The organism is Aquibacillus salsiterrae (genome assembly GCF_028416595.1).
Classification (GTDB): domain Bacteria; phylum Bacillota; class Bacilli; order Bacillales; family Amphibacillaceae; genus Aquibacillus_A; species Aquibacillus_A salsiterrae.
Window position 1 is genome coordinate 108459 of record NZ_JAMQKC010000007.1, and the last position, 25648, is coordinate 134106.

The 25648-nt window shown below is 37.6% G+C and carries 26 protein-coding genes and 2 rRNA genes; 4 read left to right on the forward strand and 24 right to left on the reverse strand.

The genetic code is table 11. The features are described from left to right. Positions 1-110 precede the first annotated feature (110 nt). From yhaM to NC799_RS10210, 6 genes are all read right to left on the reverse strand, one after another. Entirely contained in the window at positions 111-1055 is a 945-nt protein-coding gene (gene yhaM / locus NC799_RS10185) for a 3'-5' exoribonuclease YhaM (protein ID WP_272446348.1), read from the reverse strand. Between the two features lie 217 nt (positions 1056-1272). Further along, positions 1273-1824, reverse strand: coding sequence for a GbsR/MarR family transcriptional regulator (locus NC799_RS10190; protein WP_272446349.1), 552 nt, complete (start codon positions 1822-1824; stop codon positions 1273-1275). Between the two features lie 159 nt (positions 1825-1983). Beyond that, a complete protein-coding gene (locus NC799_RS10195; protein WP_272446350.1) occupies positions 1984-4929 on the reverse strand; it encodes an ATP-binding protein in 2946 nt (981 codons plus the stop codon). A gap of 7 nt (positions 4930-4936) precedes the next feature. Further along, on the reverse strand, positions 4937-6166 hold the full coding sequence (locus NC799_RS10200; RefSeq protein WP_272446351.1) for a metallophosphoesterase family protein: 1230 nt from the start codon (positions 6164-6166) through the stop codon (positions 4937-4939). 367 nt (positions 6167-6533) lie between these two features. After that, positions 6534-6887: a YlbF/YmcA family competence regulator gene (locus NC799_RS10205; protein WP_272446352.1), complete on the reverse strand. Its 354-nt coding sequence runs from the start codon at positions 6885-6887 to the stop codon at positions 6534-6536. 101 nt (positions 6888-6988) lie between these two features. Next, the gene (locus NC799_RS10210; protein ID WP_272446353.1) at positions 6989-8125 is read right to left on the reverse strand and encodes a DUF445 family protein; all 1137 of its coding nucleotides are present in this window, start codon (positions 8123-8125) and stop codon (positions 6989-6991) included. Between the two features lie 137 nt (positions 8126-8262). On the opposite strand from NC799_RS10210, the gene NC799_RS10215 reads away from it, so the two are divergent. The 4 genes from NC799_RS10215 (at position 8263) to NC799_RS10230 (ending at position 12143) form a co-directional block, all read left to right on the forward strand. Continuing rightward, positions 8263-9603 carry a YheC/YheD family endospore coat-associated protein gene (locus tag NC799_RS10215; RefSeq protein ID WP_272446354.1) on the forward strand — a complete coding sequence of 447 codons (1341 nt, stop codon included), beginning with the start codon at positions 8263-8265 and terminating at the stop codon, positions 9601-9603. 45 nt (positions 9604-9648) lie between these two features. Then, the gene (locus tag NC799_RS10220) at positions 9649-9843 is read left to right on the forward strand and encodes a hypothetical protein (RefSeq protein WP_272446355.1); all 195 of its coding nucleotides are present in this window, start codon (positions 9649-9651) and stop codon (positions 9841-9843) included. 94 nt (positions 9844-9937) lie between these two features. After that, positions 9938-10849 carry a PucR family transcriptional regulator gene (locus NC799_RS10225; RefSeq protein ID WP_272446356.1) on the forward strand — a complete coding sequence of 304 codons (912 nt, stop codon included), beginning with the start codon at positions 9938-9940 and terminating at the stop codon, positions 10847-10849. A 190-nt stretch (positions 10850-11039) separates the two neighbouring features. Further along, a complete protein-coding gene (locus NC799_RS10230; RefSeq protein ID WP_272446357.1) occupies positions 11040-12143 on the forward strand; it encodes an ABC transporter ATP-binding protein in 1104 nt (367 codons plus the stop codon). A 61-nt stretch (positions 12144-12204) separates the two neighbouring features. Here NC799_RS10230 and NC799_RS10235 read toward each other — a convergent pair whose 3' ends face one another. The 18 genes from NC799_RS10235 to NC799_RS10320 form a co-directional block, all read right to left on the reverse strand. Beyond that, positions 12205-12474, reverse strand: coding sequence for a hypothetical protein (locus NC799_RS10235; protein ID WP_272446358.1), 270 nt, complete (start codon positions 12472-12474; stop codon positions 12205-12207). A 116-nt stretch (positions 12475-12590) separates the two neighbouring features. After that, positions 12591-12794: an alpha/beta-type small acid-soluble spore protein gene (locus NC799_RS10240; protein ID WP_272446359.1), complete on the reverse strand. Its 204-nt coding sequence runs from the start codon at positions 12792-12794 to the stop codon at positions 12591-12593. A 54-nt stretch (positions 12795-12848) separates the two neighbouring features. Further along, positions 12849-13052, reverse strand: coding sequence for an alpha/beta-type small acid-soluble spore protein (locus NC799_RS10245; protein ID WP_272446360.1), 204 nt, complete (start codon positions 13050-13052; stop codon positions 12849-12851). A 123-nt stretch (positions 13053-13175) separates the two neighbouring features. Beyond that, positions 13176-13379: an alpha/beta-type small acid-soluble spore protein gene (locus NC799_RS10250; RefSeq protein WP_186579206.1), complete on the reverse strand. Its 204-nt coding sequence runs from the start codon at positions 13377-13379 to the stop codon at positions 13176-13178. 317 nt (positions 13380-13696) lie between these two features. Continuing rightward, the gene (gene fumC, locus NC799_RS10255) at positions 13697-15082 is read right to left on the reverse strand and encodes a class II fumarate hydratase (RefSeq protein ID WP_272446361.1); all 1386 of its coding nucleotides are present in this window, start codon (positions 15080-15082) and stop codon (positions 13697-13699) included. Positions 15083-15517: 435 nt separating this feature from the next. After that, positions 15518-16324 carry a M15 family metallopeptidase gene (locus NC799_RS10260; protein ID WP_272446362.1) on the reverse strand — a complete coding sequence of 269 codons (807 nt, stop codon included), beginning with the start codon at positions 16322-16324 and terminating at the stop codon, positions 15518-15520. 156 nt (positions 16325-16480) lie between these two features. Then, on the reverse strand, positions 16481-16723 hold the full coding sequence (locus NC799_RS10265; RefSeq protein ID WP_272446363.1) for an IDEAL domain-containing protein: 243 nt from the start codon (positions 16721-16723) through the stop codon (positions 16481-16483). A gap of 261 nt (positions 16724-16984) precedes the next feature. After that, entirely contained in the window at positions 16985-18241 is a 1257-nt protein-coding gene (locus NC799_RS10270; RefSeq protein ID WP_272446364.1) for an MFS transporter, read from the reverse strand. Positions 18242-18450: 209 nt separating this feature from the next. Next, positions 18451-18744: an AzlD domain-containing protein gene (locus NC799_RS10275; protein ID WP_272446365.1), complete on the reverse strand. Its 294-nt coding sequence runs from the start codon at positions 18742-18744 to the stop codon at positions 18451-18453. After that, positions 18741-19469: an AzlC family ABC transporter permease gene (locus tag NC799_RS10280; RefSeq protein ID WP_272446366.1), complete on the reverse strand. Its 729-nt coding sequence runs from the start codon at positions 19467-19469 to the stop codon at positions 18741-18743. The genes NC799_RS10275 and NC799_RS10280 overlap by 4 nt, the downstream gene beginning before the upstream one ends. A 292-nt stretch (positions 19470-19761) precedes the next feature. Next, on the reverse strand, positions 19762-20520 hold the full coding sequence (gene map, locus NC799_RS10285; RefSeq protein ID WP_272446367.1) for a type I methionyl aminopeptidase: 759 nt from the start codon (positions 20518-20520) through the stop codon (positions 19762-19764). A gap of 338 nt (positions 20521-20858) precedes the next feature. Further along, entirely contained in the window at positions 20859-21620 is a 762-nt protein-coding gene (locus tag NC799_RS10290) for a (S)-benzoin forming benzil reductase (RefSeq protein WP_272446368.1), read from the reverse strand. Positions 21621-21632: 12 nt separating this feature from the next. Then, complete coding sequence (mug, locus tag NC799_RS10295; protein WP_272446374.1) at positions 21633-22145, reverse strand: G/U mismatch-specific DNA glycosylase; 513 nt, start codon at positions 22143-22145, stop codon at positions 21633-21635. Positions 22146-22218: 73 nt separating this feature from the next. Continuing rightward, positions 22219-22371, reverse strand: coding sequence for a hypothetical protein (locus NC799_RS10300; RefSeq protein WP_272446369.1), 153 nt, complete (start codon positions 22369-22371; stop codon positions 22219-22221). 58 nt (positions 22372-22429) lie between these two features. Continuing rightward, on the reverse strand, positions 22430-23431 hold the full coding sequence (locus NC799_RS10305; protein WP_272446370.1) for an STAS domain-containing protein: 1002 nt from the start codon (positions 23429-23431) through the stop codon (positions 22430-22432). A 172-nt stretch (positions 23432-23603) separates the two neighbouring features. Beyond that, on the reverse strand, positions 23604-24746 hold the full coding sequence (locus NC799_RS10310; RefSeq protein ID WP_272446371.1) for a trans-sulfuration enzyme family protein: 1143 nt from the start codon (positions 24744-24746) through the stop codon (positions 23604-23606). A 177-nt stretch (positions 24747-24923) separates the two neighbouring features. Further along, positions 24924-25039: ribosomal RNA gene (gene rrf / locus NC799_RS10315) — 5S ribosomal RNA — on the reverse strand. 495 nt (positions 25040-25534) lie between these two features. Then, positions 25535-25648: ribosomal RNA gene (locus NC799_RS10320) — 23S ribosomal RNA — on the reverse strand; the annotation flags it as partial.

Here is a 25648-nt window from a genome sequence, read left to right on the forward strand (position 1 = left end):
CCCAGTCTGACCATTTCATCTGTTTGCTCCGTTCTAAGCTGCATATTTAACTTTCGTCTAACATCCAATTTCTCGGATTTAGTATTTCTATTATACTACCTACCAATCTATCATTCATCAAAGGTAGGCTTATAAAACGAGCGGTTGTCCATTGCAAACATTCGCTCAGTGAATTCACCTGGCTTAACCTTTGCAAGTGTTCGGTTTAGCATATTCATTTTTGCGTCAATGAGATCAATCAAGTGCAGTATTTCAGCTTCTCGAACAAGTGGAGGTTTTGGGCTTCCCCACTCCGCTTTCCCGTGATGACTTAATACCATATGCTGAAGGATCGTTACTTCTTCCCCGATAATTTGCAATTCCTCAGCGGCTCGACCAATTTCTTCGACCATCATAGGAATATGACCAAGTAATTTTCCTTCCAATGTGTAGGTAGGTGCGCTAATCCCTGACAATTCCTTCATTTTTCCTAAATCATGTAGAATGATGCCTGCATATAACAAATCTTTGTTTATCTCTGGGTAGAGATTTTTTAGTTCTTTAGCAATATTGAGCATCGAAACAACATGATACAGCAAGCCTGACACATATTCGTGGTGATTTTTCGTAGCCGCTGGATAAACACCCAATTCATCCTGGTACTTTTTGACAAAATACCTAACTATTCGTTGCAAATTAGGATTTTTCATATCAAAGATAATTTCTGTTAATCTACCCATTAATTCTTCTTTATCAACTGGCGCCTTTTCAATAAAGTCTGCAACCTGAACGCCATCGGTCGGTTGGGCTTGTCTAATAGAATGAATCTTCAATTGTGAACGACCACGGAATTGATTTATTTCACCCATAACTTTCACAAGCTGCTCTGCGTGAAATAGTTCTTCATCCTCCGGCGTTGCATCCCATAATTTCGCTTCAATTTCACCCGATGTATCACTTAAGACAAGTGTGAGAAAAGGTTTGCCATTACTAGCAACACCCTTAGTTGCAGCTTTTACTAGCATAAAAGAATCAAAAAGATCTCCTACATTATGATACCCAATTCCATTTTTCATAAAATCAACCCCCTTAGAACAAAAAGCGCAAGTCGCGCCTTGCACACCCCCGACAAGCTTAAGCAAAATTTTTTTCTTAAGACCTCGAGGGGCCCGGAGCTAGACAGCTCTTGCATTTTTTTATACTTTCTTATCTTATTAGAAAAGCGCAAGTCGCACCTTGCTAGACTAAGGCGGGCTAGGCGCTAAAGCTGGACGTTGCTGTTACTGAATTTATCTAATTGTCATGCCTTGGCACATACTTAAATATTCCCCCTGATTCCACCACTTGAATAAAGCGCATTAGCCAACGATAGTAATTTTTCGCATAATCTAGTCGCTCGATGTCTAAGTCAATCTTATCTTTTAGTGCTTGATCACTAGTCTTACTTTTTATTTCTTCTAAATCAAGAATTGCTTCTTCTGCTTCCTCGATATTTGTCTCCGTTTGATTTTTCCATCTATTTCCGAATAACGAAGTGAATGATTTATACCAATCTTCCTCTGACTTATATAAATCTTTTCGAACACCTTTTTTAAATGCAGGTTCAACCATTTTCATTTCTGAAAGGGAACGAACACCGGTAGACATACTTGTTTTACTCATTTCCAAGGCTTTGGTCATTTCATCTAACGTCATTGGACCATCATTAAAATAAAGTGCTCCGTACAGGCGTCCAACTGAAGGAGTAATTCCATACAGATTCATATTTTTTGCAATAACTTGGACAAATTTTTCAATGATTTCCTCATACTCGTTCCATTCTGCTTTCACATTATCGTTGGGCAATAGGACGATACCTCCACATACACTATTTACGGGGAGAGGACCCCGTTATTTTTATCAAGACTATTTTATCACTAAAGAAGGAATAATTCTATTACACAAAGAAAAGCGTAAGTGCCTCGGTCAGCAGTTCTTGGATCTTTATACTTTTTTAAAATGACATTAATCAGTAGTTAATACCTCTTTTACAAAGACACCACTTCTTTTGTTAGCATAGTCTTTCCATATTTGGTCATAAGTAAAAACAATCACTTGTTGATTATTAGAAACCTCTACTAATATGTCAAACATCACTTGTTCTCTTCGGTGATCAAAATGGACAAAAGCATCATCGATAAAAAATGGTAGGTTTGCATCACTATTTGATAGGGTACTTAACGCAATTCGTAAGGCAACATACAACTGGTCTCTTGTTCCTTGTGACAATTGTTCGGCAGTAAACCGAATTCCCCGTTCATCCTCTACTTGGATGGAGTGCTTATCGATTGGGGGATAAACCTGTACATATCTACCAAATGTTAATCGTCTAAAATAAGTGGAAGTTTGCTCAATCACTTTCGGAAGATACTTATCCTGGTATACATTTTTCGTCTCGGTAAGCTTATCTTTAGCAACTGTCAACACTGCCCATTTCTTAGCTAAATGTTGTAAGCGGTCCAAGTCGTTCGCATAACGATGCTTCATCATCGAAAAATCCTCAGAATTTTCCAGATGATGAATAACTGACCTTATGTCAGCTAATGCCTGTCTTTTAGATTCGAGTAAGCCATCCATTTCTGTCATCGTTTGTGTTATTTGATCATACTTTCCTTTTATAAATGCAATATCAGTCTCTTCTAGTTGATTGATATTGCTATTAGTTACAACTGTTTCTAATTGTTTCTTTAATTGGATTAGTTTGTCATTCAATTGTTTTTTTGCTTCTGCCTGTTTTCCTTTTTTTAAGAAATCCTCTTCGTTGGTAACAGCAGCAATCGAGAATAATTGCTGCAACTCCTCGTTATATGGAAGTAATTTCCGGTTAAGTTCACGTTCTTGTTCATTCAGTTGCTTAAACAACTGTGTATAATGGTCGTGCTGGTTACTTAACCTTGTTTGTTCCTTCAATAACTCTTTTAAAAATACTACTGCATTTTCGATCGTCTGCTTTTCCTCCATTAATCCTTTTTTTTCAATCCAATGAAATAAGTCCTGTTCGTAATTTCGGTTTTGGTTACACAGATAATTGAATTGCTCTTCTTTTTCAACCATTTGTTCATATTTATCTAAGATGACAGACAATCGCCTGTAAAGCAGTGGCCAATGTTTTACGGAGACACCTTGTAGGAATGGGTATGCCGCAATCTCTTCTTGTACATACTGATCCGTTGCTGACTTTTTTTGATTAAAAAAACGTTGCCTTTCCTTCCGTTTTAGTCTATCTACTTCAAGCTGGTGAAGCTCATTGTTCATCGAAAGGATATGTTGTTTGATTTGTTCCTGTCGGCTTACCATTTCTTTTAATTCGTAATATTCATCATCACTAATGATTTCCGTTCTTGCTTCATCTACATCAAACAAGTTATCCATCCACTTATTTCTTCGTTTTGAGATCGATTGAAAAAACACGACGATACTAACTAGTACAATACTTACCAATAAAAGTAATGGTTGATTGGCAAACCATCCAACTAAAATAATAAGCGCACTGAGGATTCCAGCAATAACAAGAGTCCTATGATTAATTTTTTTGTCGTTTTCAATAAACTGTTGCCATTGTGTTTGCTTGTATGTTTCAGGTTCTCGTTGATTGTGCGCTTCTTTTTTCTCTACTTTTTGAATAAATTGCCCTAATGAATGCTCCTCGATTTGCTCGTTTTCTAGCTTATTCCTTTCCGTTAGAAGTTGGTTCATTTGGTGATCAATCCGTGATAATTCATTGGCAATATTATCTTTTTCCTGCTCAATTTGTTCTAATTCCTGCTTGAGACGAAACCATGTTTCCTCAACATGGAATGGAAAGGATAATGTTGCTAAATTGTCTACTGTGAACCCAATTTCTAGTGTCGATAGCTCGTTTGTTAAGGTCTGTTTTAAATGGGTGACTTCCTTATTCTTTTCCTCCATTTGTTTCTTCGTTATAGCATAGCTATCAAAGGATGCGACGGTATATTTCAATTGTTCAAGAACAGAGGCGGAAAGCATTTGTGCTTGAATCATCGTCAAATGCTCATGATAGTCTTTTAGTTGATTGGTTACGGCAAAAAGTTCACTCCTTAACGGCAACACGTATTCCTTTACTTGTTGATATCGTGTAAAACCATTTTCAGGAAATGTTAATTGCTCTGGATAAAGACTTAGCTCACGAACCGTATGGTGATAATCTTCAATAAGAGGATACATATCGATTAATTTGTGGTAACTATCTCTTTTGTGTGTTAACTGGACAAGTTCCCTTTGAAGTAGGTTAATTTCTTCAGCTAACTCCCGCTCCGTTCTCTTTTTATCATTGTAGGCTATTTCTCGAATTTCTAATTCTTTCATTTTTGTGTAGTGTCTCGCTATTTCATTCAAACATTCATTAATTGTTGGTCTTCTTCCTTGTGGTTTAAAAAGGTCATTCAACTCATTTTCTAATTCTTTTTCAATGGTATATATTTTTTCGGTACCAGCCATACCAATACCTAGTAAGACATCACCTAATTGTTCTCGGCTGATGTTATCTAGTGTCGTTAACTGTTTCGCATCAAACGAGAATATGGAATTATAGGTTTTTTCATCGATGCCATTGAGCCTTATTTTCAGCCATTCTTCATCCATTACAGTTCCATCAGCTAACCAACAAACTGCCTCACCATTACGTCTGTCGTGAATCCTTTCAATCGAAAATACCCCATCTGATTCAGTTGATACCGTTAATTGGCCACCCATTCTTCCACCCGTTTTAGGCATGTATAGTTCCCTTTTCTTCGGTGGAAACCCAAACAGCATGAATAATAAAAATTGCCTTAGTGTTGACTTTCCAGACTCATTTGCTCCATTAATGACAACAAGGGAAGTGTCCGGAAAATCAATTTGATAATCCTGCCATTTACCAAATCCATATATATTAGCACGTTTCACTCTCATTTTACATTCAATCCTTTAGCAGCCTGTACACGAGGTACTGCTCTGCTTCTTTTAATATTTCAAGTTCCTCTTCGTTAGTAAATGGCTTTATATGCTTCCTTGCAGTTCGGTGACTAAATAACGGCTGAACTGAATCATCAATACTAGTTGTATTTTCAAAGGATTGTAAGAGTTCCCCAATGAAATGCTGGCCATTTATTAACTGATTCCTATTCCAGTGGATAGTCTGAACGAGTTTTATCTCCTGTATAAAAACCCATTCCGTTTCCTTCTCGTAGAATTCGTTTAAATAGTCAACGATATCTTGCAGGGTTCCGTTTCTTCCCCATGTTTCTAGTAGTTCTGAATCACTTTCGAGTTCAACCTTTAAAATACATTTCCCTATTCGTTTCCTCAACTGGTCAATTGTTTCCTCCATTAAGGTTTCGATATCTTGAGGCTTTCTACACTGACGAACATGTATCGGCAGTGTTTCAAAGCGAATGTGCTGTAATGGAAAAAATTCAAACGCACTACCATGCTCATCCATTTCCACGTAAAAACACCCTTTTTCACCTGACTCTTTCTTTGAGCGTCCCTGAATATTTCCCGGATAAATGATCGGTGGGTTATCTTTTAATACCTGAGATTTATGAATGTGCCCTAATGCCCAATAATCCACTGGTTTTTCTAATAAATCTTTAACTTGAAAAGGAGCATAAACGTCGTGTTCTGTGTTGGTATTAACGCTACCGTGAAGCATTCCAATGTGAAACGGTGTCGTATTTGTAATTTCAAATTCCTTAGACTTGTTATCATAAACCGCACGACTTTGGTAACTGAAGCCATAAATAGATGCTATAGGAGTGCCGTTTTTATAAAAGATTTTGTTTGTTACTTGTTCTGATTGGAAACTATGAACATTCGGCGGATAACCAATATCAAACACGCGCCCGCCGGTGTAATCATGATTACCGTAAGATAAATATACTTGAACACCACTTACTTCTAACCTCTCGAACGCTTTTCTCAACTTTGTCTGGGCTTTCATACTCTGTTGTTCACTATCAAACAGATCACCAACGATTAATACAAAATCGACTTGTTTGTCCAGTGCTAGTTGAACAAGATTGTCTAATGCCGTATAAGTACTATCGTGAATTTCTTTAAAAAGCTTGTCCCCTATCGATGATAGCCCTTTGAATGGACTATCAATGTGTAAGTCTGCACAATGAATAAAAGATATTTTATCGCTCATAGGAAAAGTCCTTCCATATTGTACTTACTACTAGTTTATCAAAATCAACAACCGAATGCACGTTCGATAAATTTATCTAAGATAAAAAGCACCCTGCATTAGACAACTCGTGGGTCTTGCTATGCTTTCTTATCTTTGAGCCAAGGCGAAGAATAGACGTGGCTAACTTTACAGTTCCACACATCAAGCTAGGCAACAAAAAAGAGCATCAAATTGGATTCAATTAAATGCTCTCAAATACGCTATTTTATTAAATAAGAAAAGCGAAAGCGCCTTGCCAGCTTAAGACCTCAGGCGGGGTAGGTGCCCGGAGCAGACAGCTCTTGCATTTTTCATCTTATCTTTTTTAAAAAACAAGCTGTAAGTGTTAACTTTCTTCTGGTACTCCGTATAATTCTTCTAAAGGTTTTGTAATAATTCGGCTGACATCATTTATAAGCACATTCAACCGTTGTTCCTGCTCCATTAACTTTGAAATTTGTGCATGCTGCTGAACAAGTTGAACAACGTTTCTCGCTTTTTCAACCTCTTCTTCTGAAATTTGCTCTCCTTGCATCTGCTTCTGTTGCAATTCAATTTGTGTTTGACGGAAATCATTAAACATTTTTTTAGCAGGTTCGTTTGCCATTACATCTTCATAAGCTTGCTTTAGTTCTTGAAATTCTTGACTACCTCGGATAGCTTTTTCTAATTCGTACGCGCTGTCATGTATATTCGCCACGTTATCGTCTCCTTTTCAAGATATATAAATCAGTATTTTTTCCTCCCAATCACTATAACAAACGAGCCGCTTCATGTATAGCAATAGCCATCCCCAAAGATTCAACCAATCAGCACAACTAGTATCCCTTGAAAAAGACCAATCCCCCCACCGAGTAGTGCGCCTAAATAGGTAATCATCTTGAATTCTTTTTTTGAAATATTTAGGACTAATTCCTCTACCCGAGCAATCGGAAATGCCCCAACTTCATTTTCTACTATTTGTTCCAAGTCTAGTTTATCCAGCAAGGAACTCATCCGGGCAGACACAGCAGTTAAAAGCTGAGTCACGATAACAGGAAGCACATGGTAAAGCACTTTGTCCCTTATAGGTAACATCCATTGATCAACTGTTTTACCTAACAATTGGTCTACAGGGAGAGAATAAGAGACGATCTGAGCGATTAAATGATCAACTTCAACCTTCTCGAAACTGTCTCTTAGTTCTCCGATATCCTTATCTAAAAGATTCTCCCACTCTCTCGATAATGCCACTTTTAACAGGTCTTTCGCTTCCTCAGAATGACAATAACTGACTAAAAGCGGTTGAACTTTTTCAGCAATTCCTTCATTCCCAAGGAAAGAAGCAATCATATTACCAAAGAACCCCTTGCCATCAAGATAGGATTCCACTAGAATACCTATTTGTTTTCCTGCTTGGTCACTAGCTAAGAAGTCACTTATTTTACGTTGAAGATATGCGGCTATTTTGTCAATTGTATCGTCTGTTTTGTTACGGTCAATGTCTTTGACAAAGTTACGCACTGACACCGTACTGTTTTGGTTTATTGCAAGAGAAATAAGCTGCTTCGTAGTTCGAAACAAGCTGTTTTTTACTTCTTCTTCCTTTAAATAAATACCAACTGAGGCAAGAAACTCTCTAGTTGTTTGCTTTTTATTCATAAACCGAGATAATTCATCTTGTGACCACTGAATAACTTGCTCTTGAAATTGGGATTGCTGTAATTTGTTTTGCAAACCTTCTGCTGTCAATAAGTGGTCAACAACTGTTTTGCCTAATTGTTTTGCCAGTTCATCCCTTCGCTTAGGTATTAAGCCAGGAGTAAAAGGCAGGCGCCACTTTCCTATGTATTTAGGTTGGTAAGGGCGAAATAACATCTTGATTGCCAATGAATTAGTTACCCCACCAATAACTGCTCCAATTATGACCATTAGCACAATAAGAAAAAATGTTGCCATTAACAAACTTCCTTTCGTTCTCCGTAATTACAAATACTACGTTTCTAAGTATATAAGGCTAGTCATTAGTTGAAAAGTTTTAACATATACATTTATAAATTGAAACTATCTTTGAAATAAGAAGGAGGGACAATACCTTGACAACCTTAACCTTACAATTGAAATTTTACCCGGGTACACAAAATAGAATGATTGTCCCGCAAAAATATTACAAACAACTGAAATCAATCCAAACAATCAAGTATGGAATAAATCAATCCTATGTCGAGTGCTTAAGTCACCACAAGGATACCCAAACATTATATATATCCTCCAATTTAAAAGCGAAGCTAAACTTAGCCAAACACAAAACAATTACAATGGAATTCGATCAAAACATGTGTACGCTGTTACTCTATCTAGGCGTTTTCATCGCAGGTTTTCACTCCGAACAATCTTTACTTGGTTCACGCACTGATCTATTTAGACGGATGAGTATCATCGGAAATAAGCTTGGGTTTCGAACGTTATTTTTCGGCCATCAGCATATATTGTCCAATGAAAGTAAAGTTTATGCATACTATTGGAACGGTTTCAAATGGGACCAAGCGGTTTTTCACATCCCATCTGTCGTTTATAATCGTATACCTAACCGAAAGACCGAACACCACCCCAATGTAATGGCTTCTAAGAAAGAAATTGAAAGTCGTGCTATTTTGTTCAACCATGACTTTTTTAACAAATGGGAAATATACGAACGATTAATGAAAAACAATGACTGTTCTTACCTGTTACCAGAGACCATTTTACATCCTTCCAAACGAAAAATCATTGATTTATTAGAAAAAGGACCAATCTACATTAAACCAATCCACGGTAGTCGTGGCACCGGCATTGTAAAATGTACAAAACGGGAATCGGGTGAAATAGAATGTCACTATTATCATAGGGATCACGCTCAAATAAATCGTTATACGAATCCAAATTCCCTATTCCACCAATTGTTTCCTAACGGTTTAAAAGGGTTTGTTGTGCAAAAGGAAATTGACCTGTTAAAAAAAGATAATAGTGCGATTGATTTTCGAATTCACGTAAACAAAAACGAAAAAAACACATGGGAAGTAACTTTACTTTGTGCTAAGTTTGCTGGAAAAGGAAGTTTAACAACCCACGTACAACGTGGAGGGAGTATTCACACCATAGACGAACTATTTTCTCCAGAAAAAACCAAGCGAATCGAAGAAAAGTTATCTAAAACAGCATTAAAACTAAGTCAGGCAATTGATAAAGAGGTAAACAACCCCATTGGTGAAATCGGATTTGACTTAGGAATTGACGCCGAAGGAAAAGTCTGGTTATTTGAGGCAAATGCAAAGCCTGGATTTAGTGTATTTCTTCATCCGACTTTAAACGAACAAGCGGAAAAAGTGTTTACTTTTCCATATAAATATGCTTTTTACTTACACAATTTACGAATGAATAAAAAGGATTACGAATGATGCCTCCTTTTCGTGAAAAACTAATACAGAAAGGAGGCTCTCACTATGAATGATAAACAAAGGTATAACAATGATCCTTATGAAGACCGTAAAGAACATGAGCTAGACGTTGACCGAATGATTAGTGAAGGGATGGCAGGTGGAACGACACAATCCATCCACGGACGAATGCAAATTGAAGAAACGCGCAAGTTACCAGAAGAAAATGAGCCGTTTCCAGATGCCGAGGAAAGAGGTTAAGTAGATGGGGCTACTACAGAGTTTAGATACTTTGTAGTAGCCTCATTTTTAGTCTGGTATAATAAAGAAAAAGGTGAATGAAAGAGGCATTAACATGATTGAGAAATTAAAGGAAATTTTCCCTGATTTAATTGAAGCTAAACTGGAGATTGCAATGGATAGCGAATATTACGATTGGTATAGTACACCAGACAATGAGATTATTGGCATCCCTATTGACCATTTAACGGAAAAAGAACAAATGCTACTAAACACTTTTTTGAGTCCCTATTATGCAAGTCAACCACCGTTAACGAAAAGAGAAGATGATTGGATAAACGTCATTTTCAATAATGGAAATTCAGCAGACCTAGTAAAAAATCAAAAAAATTTATCTTACCGCTATGTTTATTTCTCTTTATCCGATGACAAAGTCGACCCAATTGCTTTCCGTGAAGCTATCCATGGGCTTTTCCCCTACAAGGTACCAATCATTTGGGAGAATAACCATGAAGGAATTCTAATTGAAGATGAACCGATTGAGGAAGTGGATATATCTTATGAGGAAATGATTGAAGTATTAATGAGTGACTTCTATATGAAGGTAAAGTTTTATATTGGGCCTTATTTTAATGAGGTTGATCGTGCTAGCGAGTATTTCAAATGGATCAAAGATTGTTATCAGAAGGTAAACAAATATATGAAAGGATCGATTATGGACCATATTTCTGCGGTTCCTTTTCTATTTTTAGAGCCTAGTGATGATCAAACAAGCGATATTATTATCCCTTCCATTTTAAAGGATACTATTACAGAAGACGACCTTCTTGAGACGATACGCACCTTTCTTGAAAGTAATTCTAATGCAACTTTAGCAGCTAAGAAGCTTTATATGCACCGCAACAGTTTACAATACCGTGTTGACAAATTCATTGAAAAAACGGGCATTGACGTCAAGCAATTTAAAGGAGCATTATCCGTTTATTTGACGTTATTGTTGAAACATAAAAAGTCATTGGGAGACTAATTTGACACTGTAGCAGCGGGTCAGTTATGGCCCGTGTCCGTCTTTTTTTACGTACATAGTGAATCCGTTTTGTAAGCGTGCACAAACCAAGCACTTTTTTTTGTGCATCGTTACTATTTACCTGTCCGACAAAATTAAGTAAACTAAACACATGAATAAAACGCTTTCACATTACGGGAGGGAATAACAAATGGCAGAATTATCATTAAAAAATATTGATAAGATTTATGACAAAGGCGGACAAAAGGCAGTAGACAACTTTAACTTAGAAATTAAAGATAAAGAATTTATCGTATTCGTTGGTCCATCTGGTTGTGGTAAGTCAACAACACTTCGAATGATTGCAGGACTTGAAGAAATTTCTGGTGGAGAATTCTACATTGATAACCAATTAATGAACGATGTTGCTCCAAAAGATCGTGATATTGCGATGGTATTCCAAAACTACGCGCTATATCCACACATGAACGTATATGACAACATGGCATTTGGTTTAAAATTACGTAAATTCAAAAAAGAAGAAATCGAGCGTCGTGTTAAAGATGCTGCTCGTATCTTAGGTCTTGAAGAATACTTAGATCGTAAGCCAAAAGCACTTTCTGGTGGTCAACGTCAGCGTGTTGCCTTAGGTCGTGCGATTGTCCGTGATGCTAAAGTATTCTTAATGGATGAACCATTATCAAACCTTGATGCTAAATTACGTGTACAGATGCGTGCTGAAATTCAAAAGCTTCACCACCGTCTGCAAACAACTACTATTTATGTAACACACGACCAAACAGAAGCGATGACAATGGCAACTCGTCTTGTAGTATTAAAAGACGGTGTCATCCAACAAGTTGGTGCTCCAAAAGAAGTTTATGATAAGCCTGAAAACATCTTCGTTGGTGGTTTCATTGGTTCACCAGCAATGAACTTCTTTACCGGTAAATTGACTGATGGCAAATTTGAAACTGGCGGAGTTTCTCTAGAAGTACCTGAAGGAAAAATGAAAATTCTTCGTGAACAAGGTTATGTTGGCAAAGAATTAGTAATCGGTGTACGTCCTGAAGATATGCATGATGAGCCAGTATTCATCGATGCTAATCCTGGTTCAAAAGTAACTGCAAAAATTGATGTTGCTGAATTAATGGGTTCTGAGTCCTATCTATATTCTAGCCTTGGTGACCAAGAATTTATCGCTCGTGTTGACTCTAGAACAGATATCAAAGGTGGCGGAGAAAAGATTGATTTAGCATTTGACATGCACAAATCACACTTCTTCGACAAAGACTCTGAACTAAGAATTAGATAATAAGAAAAGCGCAAGTCGAGCGCGAGGAGCTAACAATAGCTCCTCGCGCTTTTTGTGTATGTTAAAATAATAATTCATCAATTGGAACTGTAAACTCATTGCCACAGTTATGACAGTGGTACAGATGTAAGCAAATATGATTTCTCTTTGAATTTGACATTCCATCAATTAAGTTTGTACCTTCATAATCTAAATAAGGAATATAATCTCCCATAAAGTCCACTACCCTACCTTGGTTTTGCATTTCTGTATACTGGTGACAAGACGGGCATGCTCTTTCAACCGTATCAAAACCATTACATACTGGACATAAATAATTCAGACTAACCACCTCCAACATCGCTAACTTTATTATGTTATTGAATCACATAGATTATCCATAAAAAAGTGCTTATTAAAAAGAGGCACCAATTATTGGTGCCTCTTCACGCCATGTTTATTCAGTTATTATTGTTGTTGTCCACCAAACTGTTGTTCAGCAGTTTGGACTAGACGCTTAGTAATTTCTCCACCTACAGAACCGTTAGCACGGGAAGTAGTGTCTGCTCCAAGGTTTACACCAAACTCTTGTGCAATCTCATACTTCATTTGATCTAATGCTTGCTCAACTCCAGGTACTAGTAATTGGTTTGAATTGTTGCTGCTTGCCATGTTACATACACCTCCGAAAATTTTTAGAAAATAAATCTTGTTTTGCTTACAGGATTACTTCGTTTGCCCGCCGAATTGTTGTTCAGCAATTTGGACTAAACGTTTGGTGATTTCTCCGCCAACAGAACCATTAGCGCGTGAAGTTGTATCAGCACCAAGGTTTACACCAAATTCTTGCGCGATTTCATACTTCATTTGATCTAGTGCTTGTTCTACACCAGGTACTAGTAGTTGATTTGAATTGTTGCTGCTTGGCATTGCTATCACCTCCTGTAATCTTTATTATTATCAGGAAACCTAAAATCTTATTCGGATTTTTTTTGGTAATTTAAGGTTACTTACCAAGGAGCGGTGAACGAGAGATGACTGATTTTTTACTAATTATCTAGTTTGACCACCAAATTGTTGTTCAGCAGTTTGGACTAGACGTTTCGTAATTTCGCCACCAACAGATCCGTTAGCGCGTGAAGTTGTATCAGCTCCAAGGTTCACGCCAAATTCTTGTGCAATCTCATACTTCATTTGATCTAGTGCTTGCTCAACACCAGGAACTAATAATTGATTTGAGTTATTGCTGCTTGGCATGTCTTATCACCTCCTGTGCTAACTATTGTGGTCAGGATAGCAAAATAATATGTGGATTTTTCGGGAGGAAAAACATGGAATCACATGGAAGCTGCCATGACAAGGATGGAGCCACTTACTTTTTTTATATTAAAACAAATCCTCCATTTTTCAAAGGCAAAATGAAGGATTGTAGCAATGTATAAAAAAATCCAAGAGCGTCTAGCTCCGGGAGCCTACCCCGCCTGAGGTCTTAAGCTGGGCACTAAGGAGCGCTTCTAAGAATTGACATCGCAGAAACAAGTGGTTTTCATGTTTCGAAGGCGCGACCTATTTTCTTATTTCGGATAGGTCATTTCTTTCGGGTTAATATACGAGTCAAATTGTTCTTCGGTTAATAAACCGGAACTAACTGCTGCTTCTTTTAATGTCGTATTTTCTGCAAATGCTTTCTTGGCAATTTTAGCTGCATTTTCATACCCAATGTGAGGGTTTAATGCGGTAACCAGCATCAACGAGTCATTTAAGTTCTTCTCGATATTTTCATAATTTGGTTCAAGTCCAACGACACAACGATCGTTAAATGACACCATGCTATCAGCTAACAATTGGGCTGATTGCAAGAAGTTATAAGCAATCACTGGTTTAAATACATTTAGTTCAAAATTACCTTGGCTAGCCGCAAAGCCTATGGTCGCATCGTTCCCCATAACTTGCGCTGCAACCATTGTAACAGCTTCACTTTGCGTTGGATTTACTTTTCCTGGCATGATTGAGCTTCCTGGCTCGTTGGCCGGGATGTTGATTTCGCCGATTCCACAGCGTGGACCACTAGCTAGCCACCGAACATCATTGGCGATTTTCATCATATCAGCGGCAAGTGCCTTTAAAGCACCGTGAGCGTATACTAGTTCATCATGACTAGTTAAGGCATGAAATTTATTTGGCGCAGTTATGAAATCTTTTCCAGTAAATTCACTAATTTTCGTCGCGACTCGTTCAGAAAATTGTGGATGTGCGTTTAGTCCCGTACCAACAGCTGTTCCGCCAAGCGCGATTTCCTTAACATATGTAGTACTTTGCTCTATCATCTTTTCGGTTTTCTCGAGCATGCGGTGCCAACCACTGATCTCTTGACCTAATGTCAACGGAGTAGCATCTTGAAGATGTGTTCTACCGATTTTAACAATATCTTTAAACGCTTCCATTTTCTCTTTTATTGTTGTCTTTAACGTACGTAAGGATGGGATAACAACATCCTCCATTTTAATGACAGCAGCAATGTGCATAGCTGTTGGATACGTGTCATTAGAACTTTGTGATTTATTAACGTCGTCGTTTGGATGTAGTGTTAATTCACTATTTTGCTCTTTAAGCCACTTATTCCCGACAAATGCAATTACTTCATTCACATTCATATTTGATTGGGTACCACTACCTGTTTGCCAAACTACCAATGGGAAATGTTCTGTTAAATTCCCCTCAATAATTTGGTCTGAAGCATAAACAATCGCGTCAGCTTTTTCCTTATCAAGTAAACCCAATTCACTATTAACAACAGCTGCACTTTTTTTCAGAATAGCAAAACCGTCAATAACTTCATTAGGCATTGTTTCTTGCCCTATCGGAAAATTCTCCTTACTCCGTTGTGTTTGGGCACCCCAATATTTATCATTTGCTACCTTTACCTCACCTAGTGTATCTCTTTCGATTCGATAGTCCATTCACTTAATCCTCCCCTATTAGCAGTTTTGTAAAGATGTTCTAGTTAGATTATAAACAACCCTTGTCTATTGTATCAAACTTTTGAAAAAACATTAAGAAAAGCGCTGAAGCTGGACGTGGCTGTCACTGAATGTTATCAACGCTTAGATTTGTTATACATTCCTACCTTTCGAAAAAAAGAGGGAAATTTTTCTGACGTCAAAACAGTATTACAGTTTTCGTCCAATAATGGTATAATAGAATTATAAAAGCGAAGGGAGGAACTCTGAAGAATCCAGCAGAATTCCTTGCTTTATTAGTAATTAAACATAGGAGACTACCTCTATCTTGGATAGAGGTTTTTTTGTGTAAAAAGAGATTATTGTAAAGATGCCTAGCTAAGGGAGCGCGTAGCCCCTCCATGTAGGTAAGGTGAAAAGGTGCCCCGTGCTAGGTTATTCCCTTGTGAAGTATTCTTCAAGTGTTAATGATTGGTCATAAATTTCTGTTGCAATCGATTTACCGACATAGCGAATATGCCATGGTTCATAGCTATAGCCGGTAATCTCTTCCTTACCCTTTGGATAACGAATAACAAATCCATAGCTATGCGCATTTTGTTCGAGCCATTCCCCTTCATTCGTCTGTCGGAATGTTTCTTCAAGTGAAAAGGCTACTTGTGCAGTCGTTACGTCCATAGCTAAGCCTGTCTGATGCTCACTAGTACCTGGCCTTGCAGAATACTTGTCTGCAACTGCTTGTCCTCTTGTTGTAACATTATATTCGTAGATCGTTTTTTGTCTCTCGTATGAACGGTATCCAGATGCTGCGACTAAATCAAGCTGAGCTTGTTCCGCTCCCTTAAACAGTTTTTCTAACGCGGCTGCAGCTTCTTTACGCATTTTTTTTTTCGGATCATCCTCACTAAAGTAAAATGGGACATTTGGGACGACTAGGTCCTTTGGAGAATAACCATCCGGTAACTTTCGCTGTTTATTGACTAACACCTCTACACTTGTAGGATTGTCTACAACAAGGATTGGGTCTTTCTCGATTTGTTCTGGTTTGTCCTCTGTTTCCGTTGTTTTATCCTCCAACACTTCATCACTTTCCTTTTGTACGACAACATCAACTAATTCAATTTCTTGCTTATCTTCTAGATGCTTAGCACTGGTTGTTAGCGGCAAAGATGGTAAGATTTCTTGTTGGTTGCATCCAATCAATAGGATAGCTGTTAATAATAGTAGACCGTATTTACTCATAATAATCCCTTCTATCTCTTGATTTAACTAATATATAAAATAGTAACACATAATCAGTCGATGAAAAGGGGTACGATGTAAATACCATTTTATTCCACTACCTAAACCAAAAGAATCCTTGTCAGCTTTTGCTACTGACAAGGATTATCATAAAAATTACTCTTTTACAAATGCTTGGTACTTTTTACTCAGATGCATAAAGGATTCTCTGTCATTTGAATCGATTGATTCATTAATCTGATTTTCTAAGCGTGACTTATTCCAATTAAAACATAATTCATCAAGGATCAATTTTGACGCCAATTTAATTTCGTAGGATATTTCCCTCTTTGCAGAAATCTTTGTTGCGTGATTTGCTCCATACGTCTGTAGCTTGTAATTTACCTTGTGCTTCTTCATGGAACACGCCCCCTTGTTCCTTTTTTTTATTATCCTAGATTTTGGCTCTTAATGCAATAATTTTCTGAATATTTATTTGAAATTTCCCCTAATTTTAAATGTGTTAAACATGGATTCGTTTAAATTGAACGAATTTAGGCAGATAACCTGACATGAGAATTGACTTATGAACCGAGGGGCTAGACAGCTTTTGGATTTTTAATCCTTACTTATCTTTTAAAAAAGGATACGTAAAGATTACGTATCCTTTGTTACTCCTATTTATTTTTGCTTCATAAATAAGGTAGTTGCAGGCTCTGAACTCTCTTGTGGTTTAATTACTTTCAGTGCTAGAAAAGCCGAAATAAGCGCGAGAACGACCATCGTAATAACCATCCATATAATGTCCCGGTCCATTAAAAGGGCTGTTATTGGTGGCCCTGCAGCAACCCCCATGTAACGCGCTGAACTATAAATACAAGTGATAGTCCCCCTTACTCCTTTACTTACACTTTCTGTAATAAGTGCATCCAAACACGGCAGACCCGCACCTATTCCAATTCCACAAATTAAAAAGACTGATAACAAATATAGGAATTGATTGGAAAATTGTACAGCTGCTACGGCGGAAGCTGTTACAATGATCCCTGTAAATGTAATCCATTTCATTTTGACTAAATTATCCTTAATACCTTTACCGGTAAGATAGGAAGTAAAACAAAGGGCGGCAAGCGGACCAGCCAAATAAAGTCCTTTTCTAATCCCCTTTACATGATACATATCTTCAAGAACACTTGCTAAATAAAAAAGGATCCCAAACAATATAAACATCAAAATTGCCCCAATTGCAAAAACAGACAGTAACCATCCGCCGTGTGTGTGGAATGTTTTTTTCGTATTCTTCCAGAACTCTGGAAACTTTGGTCCCTTTTTATCGTGTTTAGGTTTTTTAACCAATATTAAAACGAGAATAGCTGAAATTAAGCAAAAAATCGGAATGGAAAAAAACGGAATAAACCAAACAATACTTGCTAATAGTGAGCCTAAAATTGGACTTAACACTTTTCCAAAGGTATTAGAAGTTTCAACAAGGCCCAATGTTGCACTGACATCTTTTTCACGTCGAAACATATCTCCTACTAGAGGCAAAACGATTGGTGCAGTTCCAGATACTCCAATCCCTTGAAGCACCCTCCCTAATAAAATAACTAGATAGGCGTCTTTCATTTTCCAAGCAGCATATCCAGAAATAAGTCCTCCGACCCCCGAGAGCAATAAAGAAGGAATAATAACGATTTTCCGGCCGTAACGGTCAGACAGAAACCCCGCAATAGGAATTAGAAAAATAGCCACAATCGAATATACAGTAATAATTAAACTTGATTGTAACTTAGAGATACCAAGTTCATCTTCCATAAGAGGAAGTACAGGAATGAGCATGGAATTACCTAACGTCATGATTAGTGGAATGGAAGCAAGAGAGACAATTGCCCATCTTTTCTCGTGTATTTCACTTTCCTTTTTCACATTATTATCCATACTTCACTCTCAATCCTTTCAAATGATTAGCTATAACTAATCATTTCCTCATTACTGATTTTTCATCCTTATAAAGAATAAGAAAAACTTGGCATCAACGATTCACTTTGCAACCGTAGTAAGAATTGGGTTGGTGCTCGGAGCTAGACGGCTCCTGTTTTTTTTATACGTAAAAAAAGACTTATCCTTTTTGAACAAGTCCTTACAAACTATAACGTCAGAATAAATACTGTGGAGATGGCTGCTATGACAACTAAGATAATATTCAACCCAAAAAAGGCTAACCCTATTGCAATTATTCCACCAATCAATCCAACTGAGGGTCGGTCAGGGACAACTGAACTTATGCCTGGAAAGATTAGTGCTCCTAGTGCGGCATAAGGAATTGCATTTAACCACCTATTTGCCCAGGTCGGAAATTGAATTTTATCAACGATATACGCAGGGATAAATCGTGGTATAACTGTCACTAGCGCCATTCCAATAATTGTTAAAATAATCATGATTTATCCCCCTTTAATAAAACTATTCCACAAAATCCACCAATTATTGTCGCAAATACAATTGCCCATCCACTTGAAATGTAGAGACTTAATTCATAATTGATTAACATGGCAGCAGTAGCTATTATTCCAACACGCCACTCTTTTCTTACTGACGGGATTAATAGCCCAATAAACATAGCATAAAGAGCAATCCCCATACTTTGACTGAGTGCATCTGGAATTATATCGCCTAATATTCCACCAAGAAAGGAACCAATCACCCAAGAGGAATAGGCAGTAAGCATTAAAGCAGCATAGAAATAGGTTCCTTTGTCTTGTTTAGCTTCCTCCGTATGTAAAGATGATACGGCAAAGGATTCATCGGTTAGCCCAAATGACAACGGCACCTTCCATCTTAAAGGAATTCCCCTTAATCGATTCATAAAGGAGAGGCTCATGACAAAATGACGAAAATTTAACACAAATGTTGCAATCACGATTTCAAGCATGCCAGCTCCTGCGCCAATCATTCCCGCTCCCATGAACTGACTGGCGCCAGCATACACAAGTACACTCATTAAGGTTATTTCTGACACGTTCATCCCCGCTTGTTTTGCCAATACACCATAGGTTAATGCAATTGGCAAATACCCTAACATAATGGGGAACCCTTTGGATATTCCACGTTGTATCATTAACATCCTTGTTGATGGTTGTGTCTTTTCGATTACTTTCGTTACCATATATACTTTCTTCCCCCTATTATACTAACTACTGCAAAGCAGCTGTACGCCGATACGTTAGAGTCCCCATCTATCCCTAACTGCTTTTAAGATATTTTATATCTGTCATTTTATCCAAAACGGATGAATTAAGAAAAGCGCAAGTCGCGCCTTGCTAGACCCGCCTGAGCTAGACAGCTATTAGATTTTTATATACTTTCTTATCTGTGAACAAAGACAAACTCTGTTAACGTTGAGTTTGTCTCTGTTTAGGCAGACTATCTTATTTGTTATTCTTTTAATTGTCTTAGTGTTAGTCTAGATTATCTTGATCAGTTAGTATGAGTGGACCTTGATTTGTAATGACAATGGTATGTTCAAACTGTGCAGACCTACGCCCATCAACCGTACGTGCTGTCCAACTGTTGTCATCCATTTTACTTTGCCAAGTCCCTTCATTCAGCATCGGTTCAATAGTTACAACCATCCCCTCTTTCAACCTGACACCTTTTCCTGGCTCGCCAAAATGAGGAATGTGTGGATCTTCATGAATGGTTGCTCCAATACCGTGTCCAGTAAAGTCACGCACGACAGAAAAACCCTCTGCTTCTGCATAGGATTGAATCGCATGGCCAATGTCACCAATACGATTACCAACTCTTGCTTGCTCAATCCCTCGATAGAGCGACTCTTTCGTTACTTCTAAAAACCGCTTTGTCTTATCATCCGCTTCACCAACTACATAGGTCCATGCTGAGTCTGCTAATCCACCATTTAAATTGACTACCATATCAATGGTCACGATGTCGCCATTCTCTAACTTTTCATCACGAGGAAAACCATGACAGATCTCATCATTTATCGATGCACAAGTTGCAAATTGATATCCGTTATAGCCTTTTTGTTCTGGTGTTGCACTATGTTTTGCTAAATACTCTTCAACAAACTGGTCAATTTCTTTCGTTGTTACCCCTGGTTTTATCATCTTAGCAATTTCTTTATGACAGGAAGCTAGAAGGCGTCCTGCTTCCTGCATCAGCGCAATTTCTCGTCTACTTTTTCGTGTTATCATTGTCCTTTCAACTTCCTTTCTATATAGAAGTACAATAGTATACGTTTTGGCAGCATGATAATTTCTTTAACGTATTAAAGTTTAACATATTTTTAGCCTAAGATAGTGCAACAATGACCTAATATTAACAAATTAGTTTCGGAACTCATGAACCGGAAAGAAATACGATTGCTTTGAGGGTCTGTACGATGGATATGTTGGTAGAGTTAGTTTAAGTTTAGTTTAAATCAACTGACCGGGAATAGTTTCCCAGCCAGTTTTTGAACAATAACGCTGATACGAGCTCGACGTGGTGTTGCTCAGACATTATCAACTTTTAAATGTTTTCTAAGTTAAAGTTAATTCAAAAGGTCAACTACGTTATAGTATTTACCATTTATAACTGTAGCGGAATTAGTCAAAACTTTAACTAATGTTTCAGCCACTATGTCGCTTTGTCTAAGATTTTGATTTTCTTTGTACTGTTTAAATTTTTCAATATCTTTGAATGCCTCTTTAGATGCTGACCGAATTTCTGCTTGCATTTCGGTATCCATAATTCCAGGATTAAAAAGAATAACCTTATTATTCGTCCCAAGTTCTTCCTGTTCAAGTGCTACAGACTGGGTAAAACGGTCCAAGCCTGCTTTTGTGCTACAGTATGCACTCCAGCCATAAACTGCCCTGTTAGCTGCACCAGAAGTCACGTTCGTAACAATCACAGGGGTGTTTGACTCATTGGCCATCTTGATAAATATATTGGTAGTCGCCATCGGTGCTAATAAATTTACATTTACATGTTTTTGTAGAGATTCTGTCGTTAAGTAACCGGCTTTTTCAATAGGATCAACTATAGCTGCATTATTAATTAGGTGAACCCGGTTAACATTTTCACCAGCAAGCTTAGATGCAATGGTGTTAAACGTAGCTTCCACTTGCCCTGGAACGGATAAATCACAAATTTCATGTATATAAGTAACACCATAATTAACTGCATGAGTTGCTATCGAATCATTTGGATGTCTGGCAATCCCAATAATATGGATCCCCTGTTTAATAAGCAATTTTACAATCGCTTCCCCTAAGCCTCTTGATGTTCCTGTTATGACTGCATATTCCATTCTACATTCCCCTTACTCATTAGTTAATAATGGATGGATTTCTTTATAAATGCCTACGACCTCAATTAATTTCATTCGAACCAAACCACTAGAGGAAGGCGCAACAAATTCCACTTGGTCTGAAACAGGTTCGTCTTGAACTCCCCAGTCAACGTTTTGCTTTTTTGCATACTGTTGATATACTCCTTTTCCAACAAAGCAAATAACCTTGGGTTTAAACGTATTGACCTTTTGTATTAACTGCTCACGGCCAACCTCATATTCTTCCTTCGTTATTTCTTTTGCCTCTTTCGTCGGCCTTGCCACTATATTTGTCAATCCATACCCTAAATCTAAAAGCTTTACATCTTCTTCAGATGAATATTTTCTGGGGGTTAGACCTGCCTCATTTAAAATTTTCCAAAACCGATTATTCGGATTGGCAAAATGATGTCCCGTTTCAGCAGAACGAATACTCGGATTAAAGCCAACAAACAAAATGTTTAAATTCTCTTTTATTCGATCTGGGATTGGTTGTAATATAATCTTCTTCCCCTCTCTTATTATAGTATCGACCGAAAACCCAAATACGAAGAAAACACCTTATCAAAAAGGTGCTCTATTCGCTCGATTCTGTTGTATTGAAAAACATTGGGTCCTCTTCTTTGGACCTTTTTTCTTTTTTAGTAGATTTCGTATTTTTAGTTTTTCCCATAATCCCATCAGACTCATAACTTTTCTTAAATGCATGTTCTTTCTTTGTCTTGCTCACGTATATTCCTCCTTTTTCCACTAGTTTGCCTTTTAAACGGAGGGATATGCGCAATTGATTAACCTATAATCCGTTTTCCTTGTTGAGCAAGAGCAAAGTGAATTCCATGTTTTAACGTAGAGAAAAATTCAAGCCCTTTAAGGTCAAACCTTGATTCAGTAATTTTCATACTTATTTTTGGAGAAATACCTACAATAATACATTCTGTTCCTAATAATTTGACTGAGCTTGTTAATGTTTGAATCAATGAAACCGAATAATCGTCGACATCATCATCAATTCCGGTCAAATCAAGTAACAGAAAATCCGGATCATACGATGGCAATGCATTCATGGTCTGATAGATTATGTCATTGGCACGAACTTCATCGTACTTGCCGAGAAGCGGGATAACAACGATGTTATCTAAAACAGGAATAATAGGTGAGGAAATTTCTTTAACAAGTCTGGTTAATTTCTTCGTCCTTTCTTGGACTAATTCTTCCAGTTTAATAATTTCCTCTTTCTCTTTCTTTCGAGCAAAATCGTGGACATTGCCGAGTGATGACTGTACCTGAGGATAGTAATAAATTTCATCATAGTCTGAACCTTGTATTTGACTTTGTCTAACTTCAAAGCCTATATAATTATTAAATAACCCTGTTAAAATTCCTGCAATATGGCCTGGTAGAAAAGCTCCCATCTGTTTTTTATCTTGGAGTTTATTTATTTTATATTCCCACGTATTCCATAGCCTTATTAAAACCGTTTTATTTGATTCTGATGCTTGGACAATTTCAATTTTCCCCCATCCTGCATCTGCATAGATTTGAGGGATATTTTGTATCATATCAATTTGCTTTTCATAATTAAAAAAATCACTTACGATTTGTCCCATCCGAAACCCTGCTGTTTCAAGTACAAATTCCGCAGCATCATCCCCTGAAACTTCCTCTAATGTATCTAAAAAAGATTTCATTGCAGTTTCTGTCCAAAATAAAATGGCATCGACACCTTCAAATTTCATAACACCTATATAATCATCCCAAGAAAACCTGGAATTTGTATCATTGGAATCCATTTTTCCTCCCCGCCTCCCTCGCAAAAGTCTTCACAATTTTAACATCTTTTTAACAGTTTTAAAAATTATCTGAATTGTTTACAGATAAATCGGTAAAGCAAAGCATATTGCACTCATTAATCAAGAAATACGCTAGTGCCTTATTTAACCATAAGAAAACCCACTAGCAGTACTAGTGGGTTCTTGATGCTGAAATGGCTGATTCAAATGCTTCAATAATATCCCCCGCAGCCTCAATTCCTACCGATATTCTTATTAAGCCTTCAGTAATTCCTAGCTCATCTTGTGCTTCTTTAGGTAAGGCTCGATGGGAAGTAGCTAATGGGTAAGACACGGTTGATTCCACACCAGCTAAAGTTGGCACAATTTGAACCCATGACAAGGATTGAAAGAATGTATTGACATCACATCTTCCTGTTATATCGATGGAGACGATTGCCCCATTTCCTTTTTCCGATACATTAGATGGGTAATACACTTTAGCAACGCCTTTATTATTTCGCAATGCATTAGCTAGAGCCTGTGCATTGCTAGCCTGACGTTCCATCCGTACACTTAACGTTTTAATCCCTCTACACGTTAACCATGCTTCGAATGGACTTAAGTTTGTGCCTAAATTAACTACCCTTGCTCTCGCTTTTTCAATTAATTCCTCATGACCAACAAGCACCCCCGCTGTTGCATCACTATGACCACCTAAATATTTGGTAGCACTATGTACTACTAAATCAACACCATCCTGGTAAGGTTGACATAAGTATGGTGTTGCAAATGTATTATCAATCATTGAGTAAATCTGATGTTTCTTTGCCAGTTTAGCCAACGCTTTTGTATCCTCAACTCTTAGTAAAGGGTTAGTGATTGATTCTGAGTAAATCAATTTAGTATTAGACTTTATATGTTTTTCAATTTTGTTAATATCACTAAAATCTTCAAAGGTTACTTCTATACTAAAGTCTTTCAATTCATTAGCTAATAATTGGTATGTTCCACCGTAAATATCAGTCGAAGCTAATACATGATCACCTGACTTAGCCACGGCAAGGACTCCAACTAAGATTGCCGACAATCCTGAAGAGGTAGCTACACCATTTTGTGCGCCCTCTAGTTGAGCAACAGCTTGCCCTAATTCATCAGTGTTAGGATTACCAGTTCTAGAATAAAGATAATCTTTTTTTCCTTGATAGAAGCCCTCTAAGTCCTCTAAGTCATTAAACGTAAACGCCGTTGTTTGGTAAATTGGGGTTACTTTACTGTCTATGTTTTTCCCTTTTAATGCTAAATGAACTGCTTTCGTATCAAAATTATGTCCCATGATTCATCTCTCCTATCTATATTATCTACTTTAACTTACTAGTTATAAAATGCCAATCTAATCTGATTTATTTTTTAAAAAATCAGATAAAAAATGATGGAAAGCTCTATGTAGATACCTGATTAACCTAAAAAAACCCGCCACTAAAGATAGCCCTTCAGTGGGGGTTTTAAAATTGCCTGGCGACGTCCTACTCTCACAGGGACAAAGTCCCAACTACCATCGGCGCAAAAGAGCTTAACTACTGTGTTCGGCATGGGAACAGGTGTGACCTCTTTGCTATAGCCACCAGATCTTTTATGAAGTTCAAAGGTAAAACATTACCTATGTACCTTCAAAACTAGATAAGAAGTTGGTACAAGACATAGTTTTGTTTAGCAGAGGCGACCAAGCCCATTGCGCTTCCTTATTCAATCTAGTTCCGGCTCCTAATAGCTAGCGTATAGTTAATCCATCCTTTCGTACTCAAAGTTCAGAGTACTACAGGCTGTCTTATCTATCCGTACGCTATTAACCAGTCGCCTTCACTTTTTATCAGTTCAGCTACGACTCCAAATCCTCTCGTTATAAGCAATACCTCTCCAAGGGTGAAAATTCACACCCTTTCCGCGGTCTTGCTTATCCCGGCGGATTTAACCGGTCGTCTTCGCTTCCTTATTCAGTCCAGCTCCATGGGCTAGATGCTCGCGTCATAAGTCAATCCACCTCCAAGTCCCAAAACCATGGACTTTACGGTGTCTTGTCTTATGCGTGTCGCATCTGGGCAAGCCCATTGCGCTTCCTTATTTTTAGTTAAGTCCTCGATCGATTAGTATCCGTCAGCTGCACATGTTGCCATGCTTCCACCTCGGACCTATCAACCTCATCGTCTCTGAGGGATCTTACTCATTTAAAATGATGGG

What these genes read in the sequence shown, in the direction of transcription:
- yhaM (WP_272446348.1), bottom strand. Translation starts at nt 1,055, where the DNA reads ATGAAAAATGGAATTGGGTATCATAATGTAGGAGATCTTTTTGATTCT.
- NC799_RS10195 (WP_272446350.1), bottom strand. Translation starts at nt 4,929, where the DNA reads ATGAGAGTGAAACGTGCTAATATATATGGATTTGGTAAATGGCAGGAT.
- NC799_RS10200 (WP_272446351.1), bottom strand. Translation starts at nt 6,166, where the DNA reads ATGAGCGATAAAATATCTTTTATTCATTGTGCAGACTTACACATTGAT.
- NC799_RS10210 (WP_272446353.1), bottom strand. Translation starts at nt 8,125, where the DNA reads ATGGCAACATTTTTTCTTATTGTGCTAATGGTCATAATTGGAGCAGTT.
- NC799_RS10220 (WP_272446355.1), top strand. Translation starts at nt 9,649, where the DNA reads ATGAATGATAAACAAAGGTATAACAATGATCCTTATGAAGACCGTAAA.
- NC799_RS10225 (WP_272446356.1), top strand. Translation starts at nt 9,938, where the DNA reads ATGATTGAGAAATTAAAGGAAATTTTCCCTGATTTAATTGAAGCTAAA.
- NC799_RS10230 (WP_272446357.1), top strand. Translation starts at nt 11,040, where the DNA reads ATGGCAGAATTATCATTAAAAAATATTGATAAGATTTATGACAAAGGC.
- NC799_RS10240 (WP_272446359.1), bottom strand. Translation starts at nt 12,794, where the DNA reads ATGGCAAGCAGCAACAATTCAAACCAATTACTAGTACCTGGAGTTGAG.
- NC799_RS10245 (WP_272446360.1), bottom strand. Translation starts at nt 13,052, where the DNA reads ATGCCAAGCAGCAACAATTCAAATCAACTACTAGTACCTGGTGTAGAA.
- NC799_RS10250 (WP_186579206.1), bottom strand. Translation starts at nt 13,379, where the DNA reads ATGCCAAGCAGCAATAACTCAAATCAATTATTAGTTCCTGGTGTTGAG.
- fumC (WP_272446361.1), bottom strand. Translation starts at nt 15,082, where the DNA reads ATGGACTATCGAATCGAAAGAGATACACTAGGTGAGGTAAAGGTAGCA.
- NC799_RS10260 (WP_272446362.1), bottom strand. Translation starts at nt 16,324, where the DNA reads ATGAGTAAATACGGTCTACTATTATTAACAGCTATCCTATTGATTGGA.
- NC799_RS10265 (WP_272446363.1), bottom strand. Translation starts at nt 16,723, where the DNA reads ATGAAGAAGCACAAGGTAAATTACAAGCTACAGACGTATGGAGCAAAT.
- NC799_RS10270 (WP_272446364.1), bottom strand. Translation starts at nt 18,241, where the DNA reads ATGGATAATAATGTGAAAAAGGAAAGTGAAATACACGAGAAAAGATGG.
- NC799_RS10275 (WP_272446365.1), bottom strand. Translation starts at nt 18,744, where the DNA reads ATGATTATTTTAACAATTATTGGAATGGCGCTAGTGACAGTTATACCA.
- NC799_RS10280 (WP_272446366.1), bottom strand. Translation starts at nt 19,469, where the DNA reads ATGGTAACGAAAGTAATCGAAAAGACACAACCATCAACAAGGATGTTA.
- map (WP_272446367.1), bottom strand. Translation starts at nt 20,520, where the DNA reads ATGATAACACGAAAAAGTAGACGAGAAATTGCGCTGATGCAGGAAGCA.
- NC799_RS10290 (WP_272446368.1), bottom strand. Translation starts at nt 21,620, where the DNA reads ATGGAATATGCAGTCATAACAGGAACATCAAGAGGCTTAGGGGAAGCG.
- NC799_RS10305 (WP_272446370.1), bottom strand. Translation starts at nt 23,431, where the DNA reads ATGGATTCCAATGATACAAATTCCAGGTTTTCTTGGGATGATTATATA.
- NC799_RS10310 (WP_272446371.1), bottom strand. Translation starts at nt 24,746, where the DNA reads ATGGGACATAATTTTGATACGAAAGCAGTTCATTTAGCATTAAAAGGG.